Here is a 23256-nt window from a genome sequence, read left to right as displayed (position 1 = left end):
AGGAACCCACCGCCATGGACGCCATCTCCACAGGTCTCGGCGTGCTCCTCGCCGTGCTCCTCCTCATGGGCACCGCCCTGCTGATCGTGGTCAGCCGCCTGTTCCGCAAGGTCGAACAGGGCAAGGCGCTGATCGTCTCCAAGATGCGCAAGGTCGACGTGACCTTCACCGGGACCGTCGTCCTGCCGGTCCTCCACCGGGCCGAGGTGATGGACATCTCGGTGAAGACCATCGAGATCGCCCGCACCGGCAGCGAGGGCCTGATCTGCAAGGACAACATCCGCGCCGACATCCGCATCTCGTTCTTCGTGCGGGTCAACAAGACCGTCGAGGACGTCGTCAAGGTCGCCCAGGCCATCGGCACCGAGCGCGCCAGCGACCGGGCCACCCTCCAGGAGCTGTTCAACGCCAAGTTCTCCGAGGCCCTCAAGACCGTCGGCAAGCAGCTCGACTTCGCCGACCTGTACACCAAGCGCGACGAGTTCCGCGACCGGATCATCGCCGTCATCGGCACCGACCTCAACGGCTACAGCCTGGAGGACGCGGCGATCGACTACCTGGAGCAGACGCCGCTGGCCCAGCTCGACGCGGACAACATCCTCGACGCCCAGGGCATCCGGAAGATCACCGAGCTGACGGCCGCCGAGCACGTGCGCACCAACGAGCTCCAGCGCCAGGAGGAGAAGGAGATCACCCGGCAGAACGTCGACGCCCGGGAGGCCGTCCTGGAGCTGGAGCGCCGCCAGGCCGACGCCGAGATCCGGCAGAAGCGCGAGATCGAGACCGTCCGCGCCCGCGAGGAGGCCGAGACCGCCCGCGTCCAGGCGGAGGAGCGGCTGCGCGCCCACGCCGCGCACATCAAGACCGAGGAGGCCCTCGGCATCCAGAACGAGAACCGCGAACGCGAGATCGCCGTCGCCCAGCTCAACCGCGAGCGGGTGGTGGCCATCGAGAACGAGCGCATCGAGAAGGACCGCCTGCTGGAGGTCATCGCCCGCGAGCGCGAGACCCAGCTCCGCCGGATCGCCGCCGACAAGGAGGTCGAGGCCGAGAAGCGGGACATCGCCGACGTGATCCGCGAGCGGATCGCGGTGGAGAAGACCGTCGCGCAGCAGGAGGAGGAGATCAAGAAGCTGCGCACCGTCGAGGAGGCCGAGCGCGAGCGCCAGGCCCTGATCATCGCCGCCGAGGCCCAGGCCCAGGAGCGGCTGGTGAAGGACATCAAGGCGGCCGAGGCCGCCGAGCAGGCCGCGGAGCACCGGGCCGCCGAGGAGCTGACGATGGCCGAGGCGCGCCGCAAGGCCGCCGAACTGGACGCCCAGGCCGCCGTCCGGCTCGCCGAGGGGAAGAGGGCCGAGGCCGCCGCCGAAGGGCTCGCCGAGGCCGAGGTCAAGGAGCGGATGGCCGACGCCGTCGCCAGGACCCGGCAGGTCGAGGCCGTCGCCGAGCGCGATATCGCCCTGGCCAAGGCCGACGGGCTGCGCGAGAAGCTCAAGGCCGAGGCCGAGGGGCTGACCGAGAAGGCCGCCGCCATGGCCCGCCTGGACGAGGCCGGCCGGGAGCACGAGGAGTACCGCCTGCGGCTGGAGGCGGAGAAGGAGATCCGCATCGCCGGCATCGACGTCCAGCGGCGGATCGCCGAGGCCCAGGCCACGCTGGTCGCCGCCGGCCTGGAGAACGCCAACATCGACATCGTCGGCGGGGACTCCGTCTTCTTCGACAGGCTCGTCGGCTCGATAGCGGCCGGGAAGAGCGTCGACGGCTTCGTGGGCCGCAGCGAGACCGTCCGGGCCCTGGCGGGCCCCTGGCTCGACGCGGAGAACTCCACCTTCACCGAGGACCTCACCGGCATGGTCGCCGGACTCGGCGCCGGAGGACTGCGCGACCTGACCCTCGCCGGGCTGCTCACGCGGCTGGTCGCCGCGGGCGGGCCCGACGCGCCGAAGCTGTCGGCCCTGCTGGACGCGGTCCGCGGCTCGGGCGCGGCCGACCTGCCGCTGTCGGCCCTGGCGGGCGCGGCGGGCGCGGCGGGCGCGGCGGGACGGGCCGCCGCCGCCAACGGGACGCCGGCGGCCCGGTGACCCGGACCGGCCGGCGGGCCCGTGTGCCCGCCGGCCGGCGCGCCCGCCCCGCGCATCCCACAGCGCACACCCCGGGCGACACCCCGGACGAACGCCCCTGGCGAGCGAGGAGTTGACGAGACGTGGAGAACCGAGCCGCGGCGAACCCGGAGGAGACGCGGCTGGACGAGGGCACCCACGAGGTGCTGCGGGCCCGCATGGCCGCGTCGGCCGCGGACCTCGCGTCCCGGGCCCGGGCCCTCAACGCCCGCCGCCTGGAAGCCTTCGGCGGCGGCGGGCTGGAACTGGCCGGCACCACCGCCCTGCGCACCGGGCGCCCCCGCGTGCCGTGCGACGTCGCAGCCGTCGGCGGGGCGCTGCTGCTGGGCGCCAACCCCCCGCCGGGGCACGGGCGTCCGGCCGGGGCGGACGACGTGTTCACGCTGTACCGGCCCGCCGGCGGGGACGGCGCACGGCGCGCGGGGCCGCCCCGCTACGAGCCGGCCGGGCCCGACGCCGTCCCCGGCCTCCTCGACGACCCCCGCCTCCACCGCGACGTCGAGGAGCTGTACCGCTACTACCGCCAGGCCCGCCTGCTGCGGCTGCGCCGCACCGGGCCGCTGCTGCTGGCCGTCTTCCGCACCGGCGAGCGGCTGACCGACATCCGGGTCCTGCGCTGGCGCCTCGACCCGGGCGGCGGCGTCGCGTACCTCGACGACGAGGGCGAGCGCGACCACACCGCCCCGCCCGCCCGCTCCGCCCACGACGTCACCTGGACCCCGGCCGGGCGCGAGGACCACGTCCCCGGGCGGCACCCGCACGTCGCGGTCGCCGGGGAGCTGTACGTCTCCACCGCCGGCGGCGCCCTCACGGTCAAGACCGAGAACGACACCGAGACCGCCGGGGGCGTGTACACCGAGCCCGTCGACGACCCCCTGCAGTCCCTGGCCGACGCCGAGATCGCCCACGCCCGCGTGGGCCCGCTGATCCTGCTGCGCGTCCTGCCGTACAACGAGACGGCCCACCGCCACCTGGTCTTCAACACCCGCACCGGGGAGGTGGTGCGGCTGGACGGCATCGGGCAGGCGTGCCGCCGCCTCCCCGGCGACCAGGGCATCGTCTTCCCCGGCGGCCTCTACCTCGCCGACGCCCCCGCCGGGGCCGCCGCCCGCACCTTCGACACCGACACCGGCGGCCTCGCGTACGAGACCACGGTCCGCTCGCCCAACGGCGAGGACGTGCTGTACGTCTTCCACGCCCCCGGCCGGGGCCGCACCCTGCTGCTGCCGTACAACCTGATCCGCAAGGAGGCCGCGCCCCCGGTCCCCGCCCTGGGCCACGCCCTCTTCGAGGACGGCACCCTGGCCGTGCTGAGGGAGACCGGCGGGGACGGGACGGGGGAGGACGCGGCCCACGCCCACACCGTCCAGGTGTGGCGCACCCCTTTCGTCTCCGAGGCCCGCGCCGCCGCCGTCCCGGCCGGCGACGGCCCGCTCGCCCGCGTCGGCAACGCCGAGCTGGTGCGGGGCATCTCCGACTGCCTGTCCGTCGCCCGGATGGCCGAGGACACCCCGGACGGCCCGGCCACCGCGGCCGCGCTGGAGGCCGTCGCCGCCGCCTGCGCGCGGACCGCCGACCGCCACCACTGGCTGGCCTCGCCGGAGCTGTCGCGGGAGCTGGAGGGGCTGGGCGAGCCGCTGCGGGCGCTGCGGGAGGCCGCCGAGCAGGCCGTCGCCGAGCACGCGCGGCTGGCCGAGCTGCGGGAGCGGGACGCGGCCGCCGTCGAGGAGGCGTCCGAGCGGGCCGCGGCGCTGGTGCGCCGCGCCCGCGGCGAGGCGCCCGGCGACGCGGCGGGCTGGGTCGCCCTGCTCGCCGAGCTGCGCCGGGCGCTGGGCGCGGTGGAGTCCCTGCGCGAACTGCGCCACGCCGACCCCGTCCGGATCGACGGACTCGCCGCGGAGGTGGGCGAGGCCCTGGCCGCCGCCGGGCGCCGCGCACTGGAGCACCTGTCCCGCCCCGGCGCGTTCGACGGCATCACCGCGGCCGTGGAGGAACTGGCCGGGCGGGCGGCCTCCGCCACCACGGCCGCCGGGACCGCGCCCCTGGCCGAGGAGATCGCCGAGCACGCCGACGGCCTCGCCGCCGTCGCCGGCGTGGTCGGCTCCCTGGAGGCGGCCCCCGGCGCGGACGCCACCGTCCGCACCGCCGTGCTGGAGCGGATCGCCGAGGCCACGGCCGCCGTCAACCGCGCCCGCGCCGTCCTCGACGGGCGGCGCCGGGAGCTGCTGGAGGCCGAGGACCGGGCGGAGTTCACCGCCGAGACCGCCCTGCTGGGCCAGGTCGTCGCGGGCGCGCTGGCCGCCGCCTCCACCCCCGAGGAGTGCGACGAGCAGCTCGGCCGGCTGCTGGTGCGCCTGGAGGACCTGGAGTCCCGCTTCGGCGCCCACGACGACTTCCTCGCCCGCCTGGCCGAGCGGCGGCAGGAGATCGAGGAGGCCTTCGCCGCCCGCCGGCAGGCCCGGGCCGACGAACGCGCCCGGCGCGCGGAACGCCTCGCGCGCTCCGCGGCACGCGTCCTGGAGACCGTCGCCCGCCGCTGCACCACCCTGTCAGGCCCCGGAGAGGTGGCCGCCTACTTCGCCGCCGACCCCCTGGTCGCCCGCGTCCGCGCCACCGCCGGCGAACTGCGCGACCTCGGCGACACCGCCCGCGCCGAGGAGCTGACCGGCCGTCTGAAGGCCGCCCGGCAGGAGGCGGACCGCGCCCTGCGCGACCGCGCCGACCTCTACGACGGCCCCCCGGGAGCCGGGCGCACCGTGCGGCTGGGCCGCCACCGCTTCGCCGTCACCACCCGGCCGCTGGAGGTCGCCCTCGTCCCGGACGGCGACGGCCTGGCCTTCGCGGTGACCGGCACCGACTACCGCGCCGCCGTCCGCGACCCCGGCTTCGAGACCACCCGCGCCTTCTGGGACCAGCCGCTGGTCTCGGAGTCCCCGGAGGTCTACCGCGCCGAACACCTCGCCGCCACCGTGCTCGCGGGCCTGCCCGACGACGCCCCCGCGGACACCGGCGACCTGCTGCCCCTGGTCCGGCGGGCCGCGGAGGAGGCGCCCGACGAGGGGTACGACCGAGGCGTCCACGACCACGACGCCGCCGCGATCCTCGCCGCCGTACTGCGGCTGCGCGCGGGCGCCGGACTGCTGCGCTTCACTCCCGCGGCGCGGGCGGCGGCACGGCTGTTCTGGGCGTACGGCACGGACAAGGAGGCCCGCGCCGCCTGGACCGTCCGCGCCCGGTCCCTCGTCAGGGCCCGGGCCGCCTTCGGCGCGCGCGACGCGGTGGACCGGCTCGCCGCCGAACTCGGCTCGGCGGCCGCCGGCTTCCTCGCCTCGGCCGGTCTGCCCGGACCGGGCCGCCCCGGGGCCGTGGGCGCGTACCTGGTGGAGGAACTGGCCGACAGCGGCGGCCGGTTCACCACCGGCCCCGCCGCCCGCACCCTGCTGGACGGCTTCCACGCCGCGCTCGGCGGTGTGGACTCCGCCGCGGCCGAGGAGTTCGCGGAGGACCTGCGGACGCTCGGCGGCGACGGCCCCGAACACCTCGCCGCCCGCCACCAGCTCGCGATGGCCTGGCTCGGCTCCTGGGCGGCGTCCGGCTCCGCGTCCGGCTCCGGCGACCTCGACGCCGGCCTGCCCGAGGCCGTCGCCGCCGTGCTGTGCGGCGGACGCGCGCCGGGCCGGGACGCCGACGCGCCGCTGACCGCCACCGTCACCGGGCTGCTGGGCTCCCACCCGCGGATCACCGGCGGCGCCCTGACCCTGCGCCTGGACGAGTTCCTGGAGCGCACCGGGGAGTTCCGGACCCACCGCGTCCCGGCCCACCGCGCGTACACCCGGCGCCGCGCCGCGCTGCTGGCCGCCGAGCGGGAGAGGCTGCGGCTGGACGCGTACACGCCGCGCGTGCTGCCCGCGTTCGTCCGCAACCGCCTCATCGACGAGGTGTACCTGCCGCTGGTCGGCGACAGCCTCGCCAAGCAGCTCGGCACGGCCGGCGAGGACCGCCGCACCGACAGCCAGGGCCTGCTCCTGCTGCTGTCGCCGCCCGGCTACGGCAAGACGACGCTGATGGAGTACGTCGCCGCCCGGCTGGGCCTGGCGTTCGTCCGCGTCGACGGCCCGGCGCTGGGGCACCGCACCACCTCCCTGGACCCGGCCGCGGCGCCGGACGCCACGGCGCGGCGCGAGGTGGAGAAGATCAACCTGGCGCTGGAGATGGGCGGCGACGTCCTGCTGCACCTCGACGACATCCAGCACACCTCGCCCGAGCTGCTCCAGCGGTTCGTCCCGCTGTGCGACGCCCAGCGCCGCATCGACGGCGTGCGGTTCTCCGACGGCCGCCCGGCCACCTACGACCTGCGCGGCAAGCGGTTCGCGGTGTGCATGACGGGCAATCCCTTCACCGAGTCCGGCGCCCGCTTCCACGTCCCGGACATGCTGGCCAACCGGGCGGACGTGTGGAACCTGGGCGACGTCCTGGCCGGCCGGGAGGAACTGTTCGCGCTCAGCCACGTCGAGAACGCGCTCACCGCCAACCCGGTGCTGGAGCCCCTGGCGGCCCGGGAGCGCGGTGACGTGGAGCTGCTGGTGCGGATGGCCCGCGGCGACGCCGGGGTCCGCGCCGACCGCCTCGCCCACCCCTGCCCGCCGGCCGAGCTGGAGCGGATCCTGGGCGTGCTGCGCGGCCTGCTGCGGGTGCGGCGCACGGTCCTGGCGGTCAACGCGGCCTACATCGCCTCCGCCGCCCAGGACGAGACCACCCGCACCGAACCGCCGTTCCGCCTCCAGGGCTCCTACCGCGACACGGCCCGCATCGCCGGGCGCATCGCGCCGGTGATGACGGAGGGGGAGGTCGAAGCGCTGCTGGACGACCACTACGCCGCCCAGGCCCGCACCCTGGCGGCGGAAGCGGAGGCCAACCTCCTCAAGCTCGCCGAACTGCGCGGCCGGCTGACGCCGGAGCGGGCCCGCCGCTGGGAGGAGGTGAAGGCGGCCTTCCGGGCGCGGGCGGGGGCGCGGGCGTGATCCGGGGGCGTCCCGCGCCTTTCCGGGCGGCTTCCCCGGGGTCCCCGGTGGCTTCCTCCGCGCTTTCCCCCGCGGTTTCCTCAGGCGGGGGCCGCCGTGGCGGTCTCCTCCGCGGCTCCCGCGGCTTCTGCGGCTCCCGCCGTTTCCGCCGCCTCCTCCGCCTCCGCCGCCTCCATCGCCCTGAGGAGGGACCGGACGCTGGTCAGACAGCGGTCGGCGGCCGGCGGGACGAGCCAGTGGAGGCCCGGCGGGCGGAGGCCGGCGGCGTCGGGGACGACGACGTAGGAGCCGCGGCCCAGGACCCGGGCGCCGGGCAGCTCCCAGCGGTCGGCGGCCCGGGGCGGGATCAGGAAGTACACCCGCGACCGCTCCTCCCACTCCTCCCACTCCTCCCCCGGGACTCCCGGCCCCGCCTCGCCCGGCAGGTCCCCTATCACCGGGCCGGGCGGCCGGTCGCCGTACCGGAGCATGGCGTCGAGCACCCTCAGCCCGGCCCGCCCCGGCATCCGGACGGCGTCCCACCAGACGCCCGCGGGGACGGCGCGGTGCGTTCCGCCGTACGGCAGCCAGCTCGGCCGGGCGGCGTGCGGCAGGTCGTGGGGGAGGTGGCGCGCCGGACGGGGGACGGGGGGAAGGCCGGACGCCGGCACGGGGGCGTTCGGGGCGCCGGCCAGGCGGACGCCGTCGCCTCCCGCGCGCTTGACCTCGCGCAGCGCCACATCGGCGTCCAGCAGCAGGTCGGAGAGCCCGTCCGGCGCGGAGGCGGCCGGGTCCCGGACGCAGACGCCGAGCGAGACGGTGATCCCGGTGAGGGTCATGGTGGTGCCGCGGCCGACCGGGACCGGTACGGACAGCTCCCGCACCTCCTGCCGGACGCGCCGGGCGGCGGCCATCGCCTCGCCGGCGCCGGCGTCGGGCAGCAGCAGCAGGAACTCGTCGCCCGCGTGGCCCCCGTAGCGTCCGGCGACCGCCCCCTCGACGCGTCGCAGCACCTCCGCCACGGCGCGCAGCACCGCGTCCCCGGCGAGGTGGCCGTAGGTGTCGTTGACGCTCTTGAAGCGGTCGAGGTCGCCCATGACGAGGGCGAGCGGACGGCGCCGGTCGCGGGCGGAGGCGAGGGCCTGGGAGGCCCTGATCTCCCAGGCCCTCCTCACCAGCAACCCGGTGAGGTCATCGGTCGGGGGACGGTGGCCGCCGTGCGGGCAGCAGGAGGGGGGCGATGCGTGCTCCCCGGACGTCCTGGGCACGGTACTCATCGATCCCCTTCTCCCCCCGATCAGTCAGCCACACGGACAGGGATGAACCAGTGGTTGACTCATGCAGGTCCTGACTCAACCAGTAGTTGAGTGGATGCGATGAGTGAGTCTAGGCTTCCGGACGGTCGGACTGTCAACTCCGCGCCGGGTTCCGGAAGTTATGATGCCGGTGGCAGTCTCCGGTCGGACCAGGTGTGGTGGAGGTGGAAGCGGTGCCCGATCCCAGCGGGCGTCGGACGCTGGCCGAGAACCTCGACCGGCTCTTCGACACCATCCGCCCGGAGGGCCCCCGGGGCAGGCGGTACACCAACGAGGAGGTCGCCACCGCCATCAAGCGGGCGGACCCGGGCATCCGGGTGGGAGGCGCCTATCTGTCCGCCCTGCGGAAGGGCACCAAACGCAACCCCTCCACCGAGCTGCTGACGGCCCTGGCCCGCTTCTTCGGCGTCCCGCCCTCCTACTTCCTCGACGGGGACACGGCGGCCCGGACCGACGCCGAACTGGAACTCGCCAAGGTCGCCCACAACCTGGGCGTCAGAAAGCTCGCCCTGCGCGCCCTGGAGCTCTCCCCCGAGGGGCTCGCCGCCGTGACGAGGATCGTCGAGCACGTGCTGGAGAGCGACCCCAAGTCCCGCACGAAGCCCACCGCGCCCCCACCTCCCGGCGACCGGCCGGCGGAGCGCTGAAACGTTGAACCCGCGGTCCGCGCCCGGAAGTTGCGCGGCACCGGCGCAGCCGTCCCCGGCTCCGGCGGCGAACGCCCGCGCCCGGTCAGCGGTTGAGGTCGAGGACGGGCACCGCGCAGCCCTCGTACGCCTTCGGCTCCACCGTGGCGACGAGCGCGTCCGCGCCCCACTCCGGAAGGTGCCGCGCCGCGTGGACCGCGGCCGCGATGCCCGGCGGCACACCGTCGCGGTGCAGCCTGGTCACCGTGAGCAGGGCCGGGTAGTCCAGGTCCACGGTGTGGACGACCTCCAGCTGCCCGATGTGCTCGGCGATCCCCGGGTACGCGTGGTCGGCTTCGAGGGCCGAGAGGACCGGCACCCACAGGCGGGTCTCCGGCTCGAAGTGGGCCCGGTGGACCAGGGCGGACACCTGCCGGTTCCCCGACAGCGCCACCAGGGTCGGGGCGTCGAGCACCAGATGGTGCAGGATCATGCGGCGGTGCCCTGCTGCCGGGCGTACGCCTCCCGCAGCCTGTGGCCCATCGCCGCGCTCTCCTCGTCCGTCACCTCGACACCGAAGTGCTCGGCCAGGTAGGCCCGGGTCCGCTCCGCCCGCTCCCGCCGCTCCTCCTCGGTCAGCGTCGTCTCCGCGAACTCCTGGACCAGGGAACGGATCGACGTGCCGCGGGACTCGGCGATGACCGCCAGACGGTCGCGCACCTCGGCGGGCACCCGGATCATCGCATCGGACATGCCCCGAGTATACGTCCCCGTATACGCTTCGGGGCCGGACCGGACCGCGCCGGCGAGAGGCTCGACGCGCCCCACCCGCGATGGGGTCCACGGGGGGTTTTGCCCTCCTTGTCAGGTGGGGAACCGCCCCGTTTCTGCCGGGAGTTCCGGTGTGGCCGTGGTCGGGCAGGTCCCGGCCGGCGCCCGGGGTCACGGCGCGAGGACGGTCAGCCGCAGGAGGGCGGCGGCGGCCGTGAGGGCGGGGAGCACGTACCACCACCGGCGCAGCCGCCCGGCCCTGATGAACATCCGGGTCAGCAGCGCTGCCACGGCGGAGACGATCAGGGCGAGGCTTGAGGCGATGCCGGAGTGAATGGCGGCATCCCGCTCCCACGGATCAGCGACTCCGGACATGTATGCGACGGAGAGGAAGTACCCGGACGCCGTGTGCACCAGAGCAAGGAGGGCGGCACGCGCAGCGGTGGCGACGCGGCCGGGGAGTCCCGGACTCCGCTCGTCCTGGGTACGCGTCGGAGAAGGATGGGTGCCGCTCACTCCAGTGCCTCCTTTGCCTGGCCCGGTTTCCGGCCGAACTGACGGCCGCACCGCTGGGCGTCGTCGTCCTCGCAACAGGAGCCGCCGTTGTACCGGGCTGCGAGTCCCTGCACCTGCTCCGGGGCCGCCGGTCCTCGGCGGGCACGAGCCGGCCCGAGGCCAGGAGGGCGTCCGGACGAGCAGGTGCGTACTGCCGTCGACGGACACGGCGCTCACCGGGAACCCGCCCCCTGCGGTCCCGGCACGCCGGTGGGGCGCCGAGTGATCGGCGCCCCACCGGTGCTGCGCGGGAAGGGGTGCGGCGGCTACCGCTCGCCGTCCGCCGCGTCCGCGATCCGGCGCACCGGGTTCGCCGACGGGAGGGCGGTGAGCCGCGGCAGGAGCTGGGCGGTGAGGAGCGTGGACAGCGCCGAGGTGTCGCCGCCGCCCTCCGCGCCGCCGGTGCGGACCACCACCGGCCGCGGGGCGCTGCCCGCCAGGGTCGCGCCGACCTCCAGGCGCCGGCGGGCCAGCTCGTACTGGAGGACCGCCCGGTTGTCGCGGTACGCCTGGGCCAGACGGCGCTGGGCGCGGGCCTCGTTCTCGGCGGCGATCAGCCCGCTGCGTCCGCGGGTCTCGATCTCGAACCGCACCCGCTGCGCGTTGGTCTCCTGTTCCTCCAGGAGCTGGGCGACCTCCTCGCGGGCCCGGTTCAGGGCGGCCTTCACCTCGACGATGCGCGCGTCGCGCACCTTCTTCGCCCGCTCGATGTCCATCCGGAGGCTGTCGATGCGGCGCTTGCGGGTCAGGCCCCACTCCTGGTCGTACGCGGCGCGCTCCTTGGCGACCCGCTCACGGGTGGCCAGGTGCTGCTGGTACTGGGCGGGGAGCTGCACGTCGGGGATGTTGCAGCCGGTGATGCGGACCCCGTAGCGGGAGAGCTGGCGGTTGAGCAGCTCCTGCATGTCGGCGACGTCCGAGCCGCGCAGGTCGTAGGCCCGTTCGGTCTGCATCTTGCGCGCCCGCTGCCGGATGGCGTCCTGCACCGCGCTGGAGAGCACCAGGTCGAAGTTGCCCGCGCCGATGGTGCGCACGAACAGCACCGCGTCGGTGATGCGGAACTTCAGGAAGAACTCGATCGACCGCAGCGGCACGTTCTCCCGGGTCGGGCAGGCCATCACCGGGGCCGAGTAGGGGACCTCGGTGGCGGTGTCCACCACGAAGTCCACCCGCGACCACGGGTGCCACAGGTAGTGGCGGCCGGGGTCCAGGGTGCGGACGACCGCGCCGTAGCGGGTGAGGACCCCGTTGGTGCCCTGCTCGATCTCCACGATCGACGAGCGCCACCACCACAGCGCCCCGGCCAGCAGGGACAGGACGCCGAGGACGTAGGCGAGCGCGGCCAGGGAGTCGCGGGCGGCGCCAGCCACCCCGCCGGAGTCGCCCGCGGAGGACATGACGCCGGTCAGCAGGGCGAACACCCCGAACCACAGCGGCAGCATCCACCACAGCCTGCGGCGGTGGCGGGGGATGATGACCGGGACCAGGGTGCCCGCCTCGCCGCCGCGCAGCAGTTGGGCGATCTCGCTCCAGGGGGCCACCGCCTCGGAGATGACCGACCTGCGGCTGGTGGATACGGTGCTCACTCCGCGGCCTCCTCGGACGGGGCGGACGGGTCGGGCGTGCCGGGCGCGTCGTGAGTGCCGGACGCGTCGGCTGCCTGGGACGGGGCGGACGGGCCGGGCGTGCCGGGAACGGATGCTTCGGGCGCGCCGGGAACGCCGGTTTCGGGAACGCCGGCCCCGGAGTCCGCGCCGCCGGCGCCGGACGGCACGGTCGGCCGCTCCTCCTCCAGCAGGGCGCGGATCTCCTCCTGGCGCTCGGCGATGCGGTCGGAGACCTCCCGGAGCCGGGCGCGCACGGCGGCCATGTCGGCGTCGGTGAACAGCTCCGTGCCGTGCTCGCCGATCATCTCCCGGGCCAGCCGGAGGAAGTCGACCCCCGCGGTGCCGTCGGGGTCCTCCGCGCCGCCGACCCGCACCAACTGCGGCAGGTGGTCCGCCACCCGCTCCAGGGTGTCCAGGACCTGCTGCTGGTAGCGGTACTCCAGGATCTCCGGGGCCTCGGCGGCGGTCACCGCGCGGATGTCCAGGGCCTGCGCCTCCAGCAGCGCCGCGTTGGCCTTCGCCTCCGACTCGGCCTGCACGTAGCGCTGCCGGGCGAGGGCCTGGGCCCGGTTGGTCTCCCGCTCGACGGCGGTGTCCATCTGCGCCTGGTACTGGGCGATCTCCGCCTGGATCGCGGAGAGCGTCTCGTGGAGGGAGGCCAGCTCCTTGGCGAGGTCGCCCTCGTCCTGCTCCTTGCGGAGCTGGAGCGCGTACTCGTGGGTGTAGGCCTCCTTGGCGACCCGCACCATCTCCGGGGCCGCCAGGTCCATGCGGTAGTTGCGGTCGGAGGGCTCGGCGTGCGTGATGTTGGCGTTGGTCAGCTCCACCGCCGGCTGGAACTGCTGGTTGAGCTGCTCCAGGAGCCGTCCGGTGTCCTCGCCGACCATGTCGTAGATGCCGGCGGCCTCCTGCTCGTAGATGAGGCTGCGGATGGTCTCGCTGACCGCGTTGTTCAGCTTCTCCTCGAAGCCGCGGACCGCGCCGAGGGTGTAGACGAACTCCACCGGGTCGTTGATCCGGAACTGGATGAACAGGTCGATGGAGGCCTTCACCCCGCTGCGGGTGGGGGCCTCGCGCACCGGAGCGTTGAACGGGTACTCGCGGGTGGTGTTGAGGATGTACGACACCCGCTTCCACGGGTTCAGCAGGATCACCCGTCCGGGGCCGACCACCTGCTCCAGCTTCCCGAAGCGGGTGATGAGCGCCTGGCAGCCGTCCGGCACCATCACCATGCCCTGCCGCCACCAGACGAAGGCCACCGCCAGGAGCGACAGCACCCAGTAGTGGACGCCGAAGAACGGGTTGGTCAGCGCGCTGCCGCCGCCGGCGGCCACGACGGGGGAGCCCACCGCGCCCACCACGAGCAGCAGCAGCACCGGCAGCATGCTCAGCAGGGAGCGTCCGCGCGGGAGCACCATCGGGCAGATGACGTGGACGGACTCGCCGCCCTCGCGCCGCTGCTCGCTGCGGTTGAGGGCCTCCCCGGCCTCGGCCAGCGGGACGGTCCGCTGCGTCATGACGGTGGCGATGGACCCGCCCTGCTCCCGCGCGGCGGGGAAGTCGGCCGGGTCGATGCCGTCCTCCTGCGGGGCGCCGTCCTCACCGGAGGCGTCCGGTCCGTTCCCGCCGCGTATGCGGCGGCGCAGTTCCTCCTCGGCCACGGCCCGGGGGTCCGCCCCTCCCGCGACCGCCTGTGCGACTCTCCGTACGTTCTGAGCTCGTGCCACGTCTGCCTTTCGCCGTTTCCGGTCGTGGCCGTGCGGTGTGCCGGGCCGTCCCGCGGCACGTGGCGGAGAGGAGGCGGGGCCGGGACCGGGCCCGTTCCACCGCCGGAGCCTTTCCGCGGCACTCGGCCGCATGGTCCACGGAGAACCCCCGGTCACCGCGCCCGCCGGGGCGGCCGACGCGGCGGAAGGGAGTGGCGCCCCCGGCAGGACTCGAACCTGCGGCCAAGCGCTTAGAAGGCGCCTGCTCTATCCACTGAGCTACGGGGGCCTGTGCGGTCGCGGACGGACGGGCGATTGCCCCCGGTATGACCTTGCCACGGCAAGGATAGTTGCCCGGGCGGTTCCTCCCCGTTGCTTCACGTCCACGACACCCTGTGGAGGTTCAGTGAAGCGGTCCCGATAATCGCAGGCGAGTGCGAATCGCGCATCGGTTCGCGCGCTCTGAGGCTCGGGTGTTGTGCACTCGTTATGCCGTCCTGATCTGCCGCCTCACGGGCCACAGGGGTCAAAACACCCTGTTCTGATACGAAAGCACTTCAAAAAACGCCCCAAATTGGGCATTCTGCGCATGTGGCGATCTTGGAGGCTAGGACCGAACTGCTCGACGCGCTCACCACGCTCCGTGACCGCGTCGCCGCAGCCCGCTTTCCGCTGCCGCTTCCCGGGGCCGAACACGCCCGCCGCTCCCGGGCCGAGCTGCTCGCCCAGCTGGACGACTACCTGGTGCCCAGGCTGCGCTCCCCCGAGGCCCCGCTGCTCGCCGTCGTCGGGGGCTCCACCGGCGCGGGGAAGTCCACCCTGGTCAACTCGCTCGTCGGCCGCCGGGTCAGCGACGCGGGGGTGCTGCGGCCCACGACGCGCACGCCCGTACTGGTCTGCCACCCCTCCGACCAGCACTGGTTCGCCGGACCGCGCGTCCTGCCCCGGCTGCGGCGGGTGTGGACCCCGCGGCGGGACGTATCCCACGGCGGGGACGGCCCGGCCGGCGGCCCCGAGGACGACCACGGCACGGACGGCGAGGACACCCCGCCCTCGCTCGCCGTGGAGACCGACCGGACCGTGCCCGCCGGGCTCGCCCTCCTCGACTCGCCCGACGTCGACTCCCTGGTCGTCGCCAACCGCGAACTGGCCGCCGAGCTGATCTGCGCCGCCGACATCTGGGTGCTGGTGACCACCGCCTCCCGCTACGCCGACGCCGTCCCCTGGCACCTGCTGCGCGCCGCCCGGGAGTACGACGTGACGCTGGCCACCGTGCTGGACCGGGTGCCCCACCAGATCACCGACGAGGTCTCCCGCCAGTACGCCGCCCTGCTGGAGCGCGCCGGGCTCGGCGACGTGCCCCGCTTCACCATCCCGGAGCTGCCCGAGTCCGCCCGCGGCGGCTCCGGGCTGCTGCCCGCCACCGCCGTGGCGCCCCTGCGGGAGTGGCTGCTCCACCAGGTCCACGACCCCGCCGCGCGCACGGTCGCCGCCGGCCGGACCCTCACCGGCGCCATCGACTCGCTGCGCTCCCGCGTCCCCGCGCTCGCCAGCGCCGCCGCCGCCCAGCACGCCACCGCGCTGCGGCTGACGCGCCACATCGACACCGCCTACGACGAGGCGGCCGCACAGGTGCGCCGCCGGATCGCCGACGGCGAACTGCTGGCGGGCGAGGCCCTCGCCCGCTGGCGCGGCTTCCCGCAGGACAGCAGCGGCGAGGAACTGCTCGACGCCTTCGCCGACGGCCTGTCCGCCCTGCTGCGCGGAGCCGTCGGCGACGCCGACGAGCGGACGGCCGAGGCGTGGCGCCGGGAGCCCGGGGCCCCGGAGTGCGGCTGCGCAGACGAGCTGGTGACCGAACGGATCGACACCCTGGTGGGGCGGTGGAGACGCGCCGTGGAGGACCTGGCCCGGGCGGCGGCGCGCGCCTCGGACGGCGCCTGCCCGGCGTCCGCCGAACAGGCCGCCGCGCTGCTCGCCGCCCTCCTGCTCGGCGGACGCCGGACCCGGGGCGCGGGCGAGACCCTGGCCGACTCCCTGGGCGGAGCCGTCACCGTCCGCCTGCGCGAGCGGGGCGAGCACCTGCTGGAGACCTGCCTGGAGCGGGCGCTGCGGGGCGAGCGCGACTACCGCACGGCGCCCCTGGAGGACCTCGACGCCACCCCCGGCCAGCAGGTCTCCCTGATCGCCGCACTGTCCGTACTGCAGAGGGAGAGGTGGGCGCGGTGACCGCGGATGTCCACGCGGACGACCGGATCTGGGACGACGGGCTGATCGCCCGGCGGGCCCGCCCCGACGGCGGCCCCTCGGTCCCCGCGGCCACGAGCCCCTGGGAGGACGCGGAGCACGCGCGGACCCTCCCCCGGCGGCTCCCGGGCGAAGGCGGCTGGGAGGACTGGGCGGAGGACGGGACGCGCACCCGCGCCGCCGGGCACGAGGAGCCGCTGCGGGAGAGGCTGCGCGCGCTGCGGGAACTGGTCGGGCTCTCCCGGACGAGACTGGACGGCGAGGTGCTGGCGGAGGCGAACCGGGTCCTGGACGAGGCGTCGGCGCGCCGCGGGCTGTCGCGGACGTACACCGTGGTGGCCGTCGCCGGAGCCACCGGGAGCGGCAAGTCGACGCTGTTCAACACCCTCGCGGGCGTCCAGCTCTCCGAGCCCGGGGTGCGCCGCCCCACCACCGCGGTGCCCGTCGGCTGCGTCTGGGAGGCCGAGTGGGACAGCGGCGCAGACGGCCTGCTGGAACGGCTCGGGGTGCCGCCCCGCGCACGCCGCCGGGTGCAGCCGCGCGACCCCGCGCTGAAGGGGCTCGTCCTCGTCGACCTGCCCGACCACGACTCCGCCGCGCCGGGCCACCGCGAGCAGGTCGACCGGCTGCTGAGGCTGGTGGACGCGGTGGTCTGGGTCACCGACCCGGAGAAGTACGCCGACGCCGCGCTGCACGAGCGCTACCTGCGTCCGCTGGCCGGACACGCCGAGGTGACGTTCGTGGTGCTCAACCAGGCCGACCGGCTGCCCTCCGACGCCGTCGAGGTGGTCATGGACGACCTGCGGCGGCGGCTGGACGAGGACGGCATGGCGCTCGGCGAGCACGGCGAGTCCGGCGCGACCGTCCTGGCGCTGTCCGCCCTCACCGGCGAGGGCGTCGACGAGCTGCGGCACTCCCTGGGCAGGCTGGCGTCGGAGCGGCGGGCGGCGGAACTGCGGATCTCCGCCGATGTGGACGGCGTGGTCGCCCGGCTCCGCCCGGCCTACATGGCCGACACCCCCAGCGGCCCGGTCGGGCTGACGGAACGGGCACGGGAGGAGTTCGAGGACCGGCTGGCGGTGGCGGTGGGCGCGGCGGCGGCCGGGCAGACCGCCGAGCGCCTCTGGCTGCGGCGCGCCGAGCAGGCCTGCGGCACTCCCTGGGCCCGGCTGCTGCGCTGGTACGACGCGCGGCGCGGGTGCGGGGAGAGGGCCGCGGTCCCGGCGGGGCCGGACGACGAGGCGGAGGCCCCCGTGGTGGCCCGGCCCGTCCTGGCGCAGGCGGTGCGGATCCTCGCGGAGGAGGCGTCGGCCGGACTGCCGAGGCCCTGGGCCAAGTCGGTCCGGGACGCGGCCTGGCGTGGCGCCGAGGGGCTGCCGGAGGCGCTGGAGGACGCGATCGCCGGCCTCGGGAGCGACCCGGGGGAGGGGACGGGGAGCGGGACGGGGGAGAGGGCGGCGGCCGGGGGCGGCCCGCGGAACGCGGGTCCGGGCCGCGAGGCCCGGCTGCCCCGGCCGCGCTGGTGGACGGCGGCGGCGTGCGCCCAGTGGCTGTTGCTGGCCGTCCAACTGCTGGGCCTGTACCTGCTGGTGGACCTGTTCGCCGGAGGGCCGGGCCGGGGCGGCGTCTGGCTGCCGGTGGGACTGCTGACGGGCGGCGCGCTGGGCGGCCCGCTGCTCGCCTGGTGCTGCCGGCTCGCGGCCCGGGGACCGGCGCGGGCGTACGGGCTGGCGAAGGAGCACAGGCTGCGGCGGCTCGCCACGGGCTGGGGCCAGGCGTGGGTGCTGGAGCCGGTGGCGGCCGAGCTGCTGCGGTACCGCGAGGTGCGCGAGCAGTACGTCATCGCGGCGGGCGGCACGGCCCGCGCCTGAAGCCGTCCGCGTCCGGGGCGTTCGTACCCGGGCCGTTCGCCGAGGGGCCGTCCGGGCCGCCCGCATCACTCGTGCGGGTGGCCGCGTCGTCCACAACCGGCCGGTACTCCACAGGGCGCGGCGGCGTCCGGCGAGGGCGGGCAGCATGAGGGCACGGCAGCGCCGCGAACAGGGCGGGAGCGGCACGGAACGAGCGTGAGCGGGGGAACCGGCATGAACGAGACCGTGGTGACGGTGGTGGGCAACGTCGCGTCGGCGGTGGAGACGAGGACGACGGCGGCCGGCCACCCGGTGGCCCGGCTGCGGCTGGCCACCACGGAGCGGCGCTACGACGGGCAGCGGGGCGGCTGGACGGACGCGCACACCAGCTTCTACACGGTGTGGGCGTTCCGGACGCTCGCGGAGAACCTCGCGGCGTCCGTCACCGTCGGCGAACCGCTCATCGTCCAGGGGAGGTTGCGGATACGGCAGGGCGAACGGGACGGGCAGCGCTGGACGTCGGCGGACATCGAGGCGACGGCGGTCGGCCACGATCTGACGCGCGGCACCTCGGCGTTCGTCCGCGTCTCCCGGGCCCTCCCCGCGCAGGAACCGGCGGGAAGTCCTTGACCGGTCCACTCATGACTCATCGGTAACTCCGCCCATACCGGAGAAAGCCGGACTCCTGGGCATTCTCTGATAACGATTCAGTCTCGGAGTGTGTAGCAACCGACCCCAGCGGGGACCAGGTTCGATTCGCTCCCTACGATCCCCCCTTGAGACCACGGGGGTTGACGAGGGGACTACCAGACGATGATTTCTGCACGCGGACGGGGAACTGCCCGTTTCGCCGCCGCCGCAGTGGCCACGGGCCTGCTGGCGGCCGGAGCGATAGCCGGCGCGGGGACCGCGGTCGCCGACGAGCACAACCAGCAGCCGGGCGGCGCGAAGGCCACCCTGAACGGCCTGAAGGTGTCCGACTTCGCCGTCATCGACGGCAAGAAGAAGGTCGGCGCGGGTCTCTTCGAGATGACCGTCGACGGCGGCGGCACTCTGAAGACCTACTGCATCGACATCTACCGGCCGACGCAGAGCAAGGCGCGCTACGAGGAGGTGCCCTGGAAGTCCTCGCTGCTCCAGGGCAACAACGAGGCGGGCAAGATCCACTGGATCCTGCAGAACTCCTACCCGCAGGTGAACGACCTCGCCGCGCTCGCGCGGAAGGCCGGTGCGGACACGCTCACCGAGAAGACCGCCGCCGCGGGCACCCAGGTCGCGATCTGGCGCTTCTCCGACAAGGTGAACGTCGAGGCGGTCGACCCGAACGCCGAGAAGCTCGCCGACTACCTGCAGAAGAACGCCCAGAACCTGGCCGAGCCCCAGTCCTCGCTGGTGCTCGACCCGCCGGTCGTCTCCGGCAAGGCGGGCCAGAAGCTCGGCCCGATCACGGTGAACACCAACGCGGAGAGCGCGACCATCGCGCCGGCCGCGGAGGCGACGGGCGCCGGTGTGAAGGTCGTCGGCAAGGACGGGCAGGAGGTGACCTCGGTCAAGAACGGCGACCAGGTCTTCTTCGACGTCCCGGCGGGCGCCGAGGACGGCACCGCGGCGCTGACCGTCGAGGCGGCCACCAAGGTGCCGGTCGGGCGCGTCTTCACCGGTGTCGGCCAGCACGCCGAGAGCCAGACGCAGATCCTGGCGGGCTCCAGCGACTCCACGGTCACCGCGACCGCGACCGCGACCTGGGCCACCAAGGGTCCGATCCCGGCCGTGACCGCCGAGAAGAACTGCGTCAAGGGCGGCGTGGACGTCACCGCCACCAACGAGGGCGACGAGCCGTTCTCCTTCTCCCTCGCGGGCAAGGAGTACGAGATCCCGGCCGGCGGGTCCGAGACGGTGACCGTCCCGGTCCAGGAGGACCAGGCGTACAAGATCACGATCACCGGGCCGAACGGCTTCTCCAAGACCTTCGAGGGCATCCTCGACTGCAAGACCGACAGCGAGGTGACCACCGGCGGCAACGGCGGTGGCGAGGAGTCCCCGAAGCCCTCGACCGAGCCCAGCCCGGCCACCGTCGGCGGCGACTCCGGTGAGGACGCCGACGGCAACCTCGCCGAGACCGGCTCCAACAGCAGCACCCCGATCATCGCGGGTGTGGCCGTCGCCCTGGTGGTCCTCGGCGGCGCGGCGGTCTTCCTCCTGCGGAAGCGGAAGCCCGCCAACGGCACCGACAGCTGATCACGGCTGATCCACGGGCCCGGGGCATGATCCCCTGATGCTCCGGCCCTCCGGCCGCGTGCCGCCGCCCCCGTGCGGCGGCACGCGGCCTTTTCCGTGTCCGCCTTCCGCGCCCCGCCTTCCCCGGCCGCGCCCCGGCCGCGCGAGCGCGGCGCCGTCCGGCGCGCAGCGGCGTTCACGGGGCCGGACCGCCGGGGGCGGCCGGGCCGCTCCGGTGAAAGCGCAGGCCAAGGGCGTGATGCAGGTCGCCGGTCCACTCGTTTTCGTCCCCGGCACCGGGTGCGGCAAGATGGGGTGTATCTGCCCACTCCCTGATTGCCGGACGGTTTCTCTTGGCTGAGTACATCTACACCATGCGCAAGGCGCGTAAGGCGCACGGCGACAAGGTGATTCTCGACGACGTCACGCTGAGCTTCCTGCCTGGCGCGAAGATCGGTGTCGTGGGCCCCAACGGCGCGGGCAAGTCCACGGTGCTGAAGATCATGGCCGGTCTTGAGCAGCCGTCCAACGGCGACGCCTTCCTCTCCCCCGGCTACAGCGTCGGCATCCTCCTCCAGGAGCCCCCGCTGGACGAGTCCAAGACCGTGCTGGAGAACGTCCAGGACGGTGTCGCGGAGATCAAGGGCAAGCTCGACCGGTTCAACGAGATCGCCGAGCAGATGGCGACCGAGTACACCGACGAGCTGATGGAGGAGATGGGCAAGCTCCAGGAGCAGCTCGACCACGCGAACGCGTGGGACCTGGACGCCCAGCTGGAGCAGGCCATGGACGCCCTGGGCTGCCCGCCCGGCGACTGGCCCGTCACCAACCTCTCCGGTGGCGAGAAGCGCCGCGTCGCCCTCTGCAAGCTCCTGCTGGAGGCGCCCGACCTGCTGCTGCTGGACGAGCCCACCAACCACCTGGACGCCGAGTCCGTGCAGTGGCTGGAGCAGCACCTGGCCAAGTACGCCGGCACCGTCGTGGCCATCACCCACGACCGGTACTTCCTGGACAACGTCGCCGAGTGGATCCTGGAGCTCGACCGCGGCCGCGCCCACCCCTACGAGGGCAACTACTCCACCTACCTGGAGAAGAAGGCCTCCCGCCTGAAGGTCGAGGGGCAGAAGGACGCCAAGCGCCAGAAGCGCCTCAAGGAGGAGCTGGAGTGGGTCCGCTCCAACGCCAAGGGCCGCCAGGCGAAGTCCAAGGCGCGTCTGCAGCGGTACGAGGAGATGGCGGCCGAGGCCGACAAGATGCGGAAGCTGGACTTCGAGGAGATCCAGATCCCGCCGGGGCCGCGCCTGGGCAACGTCGTGGTCGAGGTGGAGAACCTCTCCAAGGCGTTCGGTGAGAAGGTCCTCATCGACGACCTGTCCTTCACCCTGCCGCGCAACGGCATCGTCGGCGTCATCGGCCCCAACGGCGCGGGCAAGACCACGCTGTTCAAGATGATCCAGGGGCTGGAGCAGCCGGACTCCGGCACCATCAAGGTCGGCGACACGGTCAAGATCTCCTACGTCGACCAGGCCCGCGAGAACATCGACCCGAAGAAGACGCTGTGGGAGGTCGTCTCCGACGGCCTGGACTACATCAACGTCGGCCAGGTCGAGATGCCCTCGCGCGCCTACGTCTCCGCGTTCGGCTTCAAGGGCCCGGACCAGCAGAAGCCCGCCGGGGTCCTCTCCGGCGGCGAGCGCAACCGCCTCAACCTGGCGCTCACCCTCAAGCAGGGCGGCAACCTGCTCCTGCTGGACGAGCCGACCAACGACCTCGACGTGGAGACCCTGTCCTCGCTGGAGAACGCGCTGCTGGAGTTCCCCGGCTGCGCCGTGGTCGTCTCCCACGACCGCTGGTTCCTGGACCGCGTCGCCACGCACATCCTCGCCTACGAGGGCGACTCCAAGTGGTTCTGGTTCGAGGGCAACTTCGAGTCGTACGAGAAGAACAAGATCGAGCGGCTCGGCCCGGACGCCGCCCGCCCGCACCGCGCCACCTACAAGAAGCTGACCCGGGGCTGAGGGAACAGTTGCGACACGTATTCCCCTGCCCGCTGCGCTGGTCGGACATGGACGCCTTCGGGCACGTCAACAACGTCGTCTTCCTGCGGTACCTGGAAGAGGCGCGGATCGACTTCATGTTCCGGCTGGCGCGGCAGGCGGACTCCGAGTCCTTCACCGGCGGTTCGGTGGTGGCCAGTCACGAGATCACCTACGTGAAGCCGCTGAAGCACCGGCCCGAGCCGGTCACGGTGGAGATGTGGGTGACGCGGATCGGGGCGGCGTCGCTGACGGTCGCCTACGAGGTCAGGGACCGCGCCGGGGAGGGGAGCACCGTCTACGTGCGGGCCTCGACGGTCGTGGTCCCCTACGACCTGGAGAAGGAGCGGCCCCGGCGCCTCACCGACGCGGAGAGGGCGTTCCTCAAGGAGTACCTGGACGACAGCGCGACGGGAGTCGGCGCCGCATGACCGGCCGGCCATCCCGCCTGGTGTTCGCGGACCCCGGGGAGGCGGTGGAACTCGCCGCCTTCCTGGGGCGTCTGCTGCGCTGGGAGAAGAACGCGGCGGTACGGCTGCGGGGCACCGGCGACGGCGTCCTGGGCGTCTTCGGCCGCCCGGCCCGGTTCGAGGTGCTGGCCGTGCGGACGGCCCGGCTGTCGGAGCCCGTGGAGCTGGACGCGACGGTCTCCGCGGGAGAGCTGCTGGAGGGCGTCGAGGAGGAGGCCGGGGCGGTGTCCGTCCCCGGAGCCGTCACCGGACCGCCGTGGGCCGGGATGCTGCCGCCGCGCGGCGGCTGGCAGCCGGTGGGCGACCTGCCCTACGAGTCGGTCCGCGCCGCCGCCGCGTCCGTGGTCGCCGAGTTCCGGCGGCGCAGCGAGGCGCTGCCGCCCGCCGAACGCACCCGGGAGGCGATGGACGCGCTCGCCGAGGAGATCTGGTCCCGCCCCCTGGGCGGCGGGACGGGGCTGCCGCTGCGCGCCGTGCACGCCGCCCAGGCGCTCGGCATGCTGCGGCCGGTCGCCCCCGCCGTCGCCGCCGGACCGCACGGCCTCGTGGGCCGGGGCGGCCCGGCCGGGGCCGGGGGGCCTCGGGTGGCCGTGCTCGCCGCCGGTGCGTGGCTGCGGCTGCGCACCCCCTACGGCTCGACGGCCGTGCGCCGGGGCGGCGGCACGGGTCTGAGCGTCAGCCCGCTGTGACGGGACGGACACCGGACCGGTGCCGCGTGACGCCCGTGCCGTGACG

At 74.5% G+C, this 23256-nt stretch carries 16 protein-coding genes and 1 tRNA gene; 10 read left to right on the top strand and 7 right to left on the bottom strand.

The annotated features are described in order from the left end of the window. Positions 1-14: 14 nt before the first annotated feature. Entirely contained in the window at positions 15-2081 is a 2067-nt protein-coding gene (locus ABD358_RS05985; protein WP_344629774.1) for a flotillin family protein, read from the top strand. A gap of 197 nt (positions 2082-2278) precedes the next feature. Further along, a complete protein-coding gene (locus tag ABD358_RS05980; RefSeq protein ID WP_344629809.1) occupies positions 2279-7141 on the top strand; it encodes a DNA repair ATPase in 4863 nt (1620 codons plus the stop codon). An 80-nt stretch (positions 7142-7221) separates the two neighbouring features. On the opposite strand, the gene ABD358_RS05975 is transcribed toward ABD358_RS05980, so the two are convergent. Beyond that, positions 7222-8397: a GGDEF domain-containing protein gene (locus ABD358_RS05975; RefSeq protein WP_344629773.1), complete on the bottom strand. Its 1176-nt coding sequence runs from the start codon at positions 8395-8397 to the stop codon at positions 7222-7224. Positions 8398-8609: 212 nt separating this feature from the next. On the opposite strand from ABD358_RS05975, the gene ABD358_RS05970 reads away from it, so the two are divergent. After that, complete coding sequence (locus ABD358_RS05970; protein ID WP_344629772.1) at positions 8610-9083, top strand: helix-turn-helix domain-containing protein; 474 nt, start codon at positions 8610-8612, stop codon at positions 9081-9083. Positions 9084-9168: 85 nt separating this feature from the next. On the opposite strand, the gene ABD358_RS05965 is transcribed toward ABD358_RS05970, so the two are convergent. The 6 genes from ABD358_RS05965 to ABD358_RS05940 form a co-directional block, all read right to left on the bottom strand. Then, complete coding sequence (locus ABD358_RS05965; RefSeq protein WP_344629771.1) at positions 9169-9555, bottom strand: PIN domain-containing protein; 387 nt, start codon at positions 9553-9555, stop codon at positions 9169-9171. Continuing rightward, positions 9552-9815, bottom strand: coding sequence for a hypothetical protein (locus tag ABD358_RS05960; RefSeq protein WP_344629770.1), 264 nt, complete (start codon positions 9813-9815; stop codon positions 9552-9554). Before ABD358_RS05960 ends, ABD358_RS05965 begins: the two co-directional genes overlap by 4 nt. 189 nt (positions 9816-10004) lie before the next feature. Further along, a complete protein-coding gene (locus ABD358_RS05955; RefSeq protein ID WP_344629769.1) occupies positions 10005-10208 on the bottom strand; it encodes a hypothetical protein in 204 nt (67 codons plus the stop codon). A gap of 446 nt (positions 10209-10654) precedes the next feature. Further along, positions 10655-11974, bottom strand: a complete 1320-nt coding sequence (locus ABD358_RS05950; protein ID WP_344629768.1) for an SPFH domain-containing protein — start codon at positions 11972-11974, stop codon at positions 10655-10657. Next, positions 11971-13656 carry an SPFH domain-containing protein gene (locus ABD358_RS05945; RefSeq protein WP_425576254.1) on the bottom strand — a complete coding sequence of 562 codons (1686 nt, stop codon included), beginning with the start codon at positions 13654-13656 and terminating at the stop codon, positions 11971-11973. The genes ABD358_RS05950 and ABD358_RS05945 overlap by 4 nt, the downstream gene beginning before the upstream one ends. A 258-nt stretch (positions 13657-13914) precedes the next feature. Continuing rightward, positions 13915-13990 (bottom strand) — tRNA-Arg (locus ABD358_RS05940). 311 nt (positions 13991-14301) lie between these two features. Here ABD358_RS05940 and ABD358_RS05935 point away from each other — a divergent pair. The 7 genes from ABD358_RS05935 (at position 14302) to ABD358_RS05905 (ending at position 23210) form a co-directional block, all read left to right on the top strand. Continuing rightward, on the top strand, positions 14302-15930 hold the full coding sequence (locus tag ABD358_RS05935) for a dynamin family protein (RefSeq protein ID WP_425576264.1): 1629 nt from the start codon (positions 14302-14304) through the stop codon (positions 15928-15930). Next, positions 15927-17819, top strand: coding sequence for a GTPase (locus tag ABD358_RS05930; RefSeq protein ID WP_344629766.1), 1893 nt, complete (start codon positions 15927-15929; stop codon positions 17817-17819). The genes ABD358_RS05935 and ABD358_RS05930 overlap by 4 nt, the downstream gene beginning before the upstream one ends. A 213-nt stretch (positions 17820-18032) precedes the next feature. Then, entirely contained in the window at positions 18033-18428 is a 396-nt protein-coding gene (locus ABD358_RS05925; RefSeq protein WP_344629765.1) for a single-stranded DNA-binding protein, read from the top strand. Between the two features lie 183 nt (positions 18429-18611). After that, positions 18612-20036, top strand: a complete 1425-nt coding sequence (locus tag ABD358_RS05920) for a Cys-Gln thioester bond-forming surface protein (protein ID WP_344629764.1) — start codon at positions 18612-18614, stop codon at positions 20034-20036. Between the two features lie 332 nt (positions 20037-20368). Next, positions 20369-22033, top strand: a complete 1665-nt coding sequence (gene ettA, locus ABD358_RS05915; protein ID WP_344629763.1) for an energy-dependent translational throttle protein EttA — start codon at positions 20369-20371, stop codon at positions 22031-22033. Positions 22034-22041: 8 nt separating this feature from the next. Then, positions 22042-22482, top strand: coding sequence for an acyl-CoA thioesterase (locus ABD358_RS05910; protein WP_344629762.1), 441 nt, complete (start codon positions 22042-22044; stop codon positions 22480-22482). After that, the gene (locus tag ABD358_RS05905) at positions 22479-23210 is read left to right on the top strand and encodes a DUF8010 domain-containing protein (protein ID WP_344629761.1); all 732 of its coding nucleotides are present in this window, start codon (positions 22479-22481) and stop codon (positions 23208-23210) included. Before ABD358_RS05910 ends, ABD358_RS05905 begins: the two co-directional genes overlap by 4 nt. Positions 23211-23256: the final 46 nt, after the last annotated feature.

Origin of the sequence: Streptomyces glaucosporus (assembly GCF_039533345.1) — a bacterium.
Taxonomy (GTDB): domain Bacteria; phylum Actinomycetota; class Actinomycetes; order Streptomycetales; family Streptomycetaceae; genus Streptomyces; species Streptomyces glaucosporus.
The sequence above is the reverse complement of the archived record's forward strand: the minus strand, read 5'-3'. Positions and strand labels throughout refer to the sequence as shown.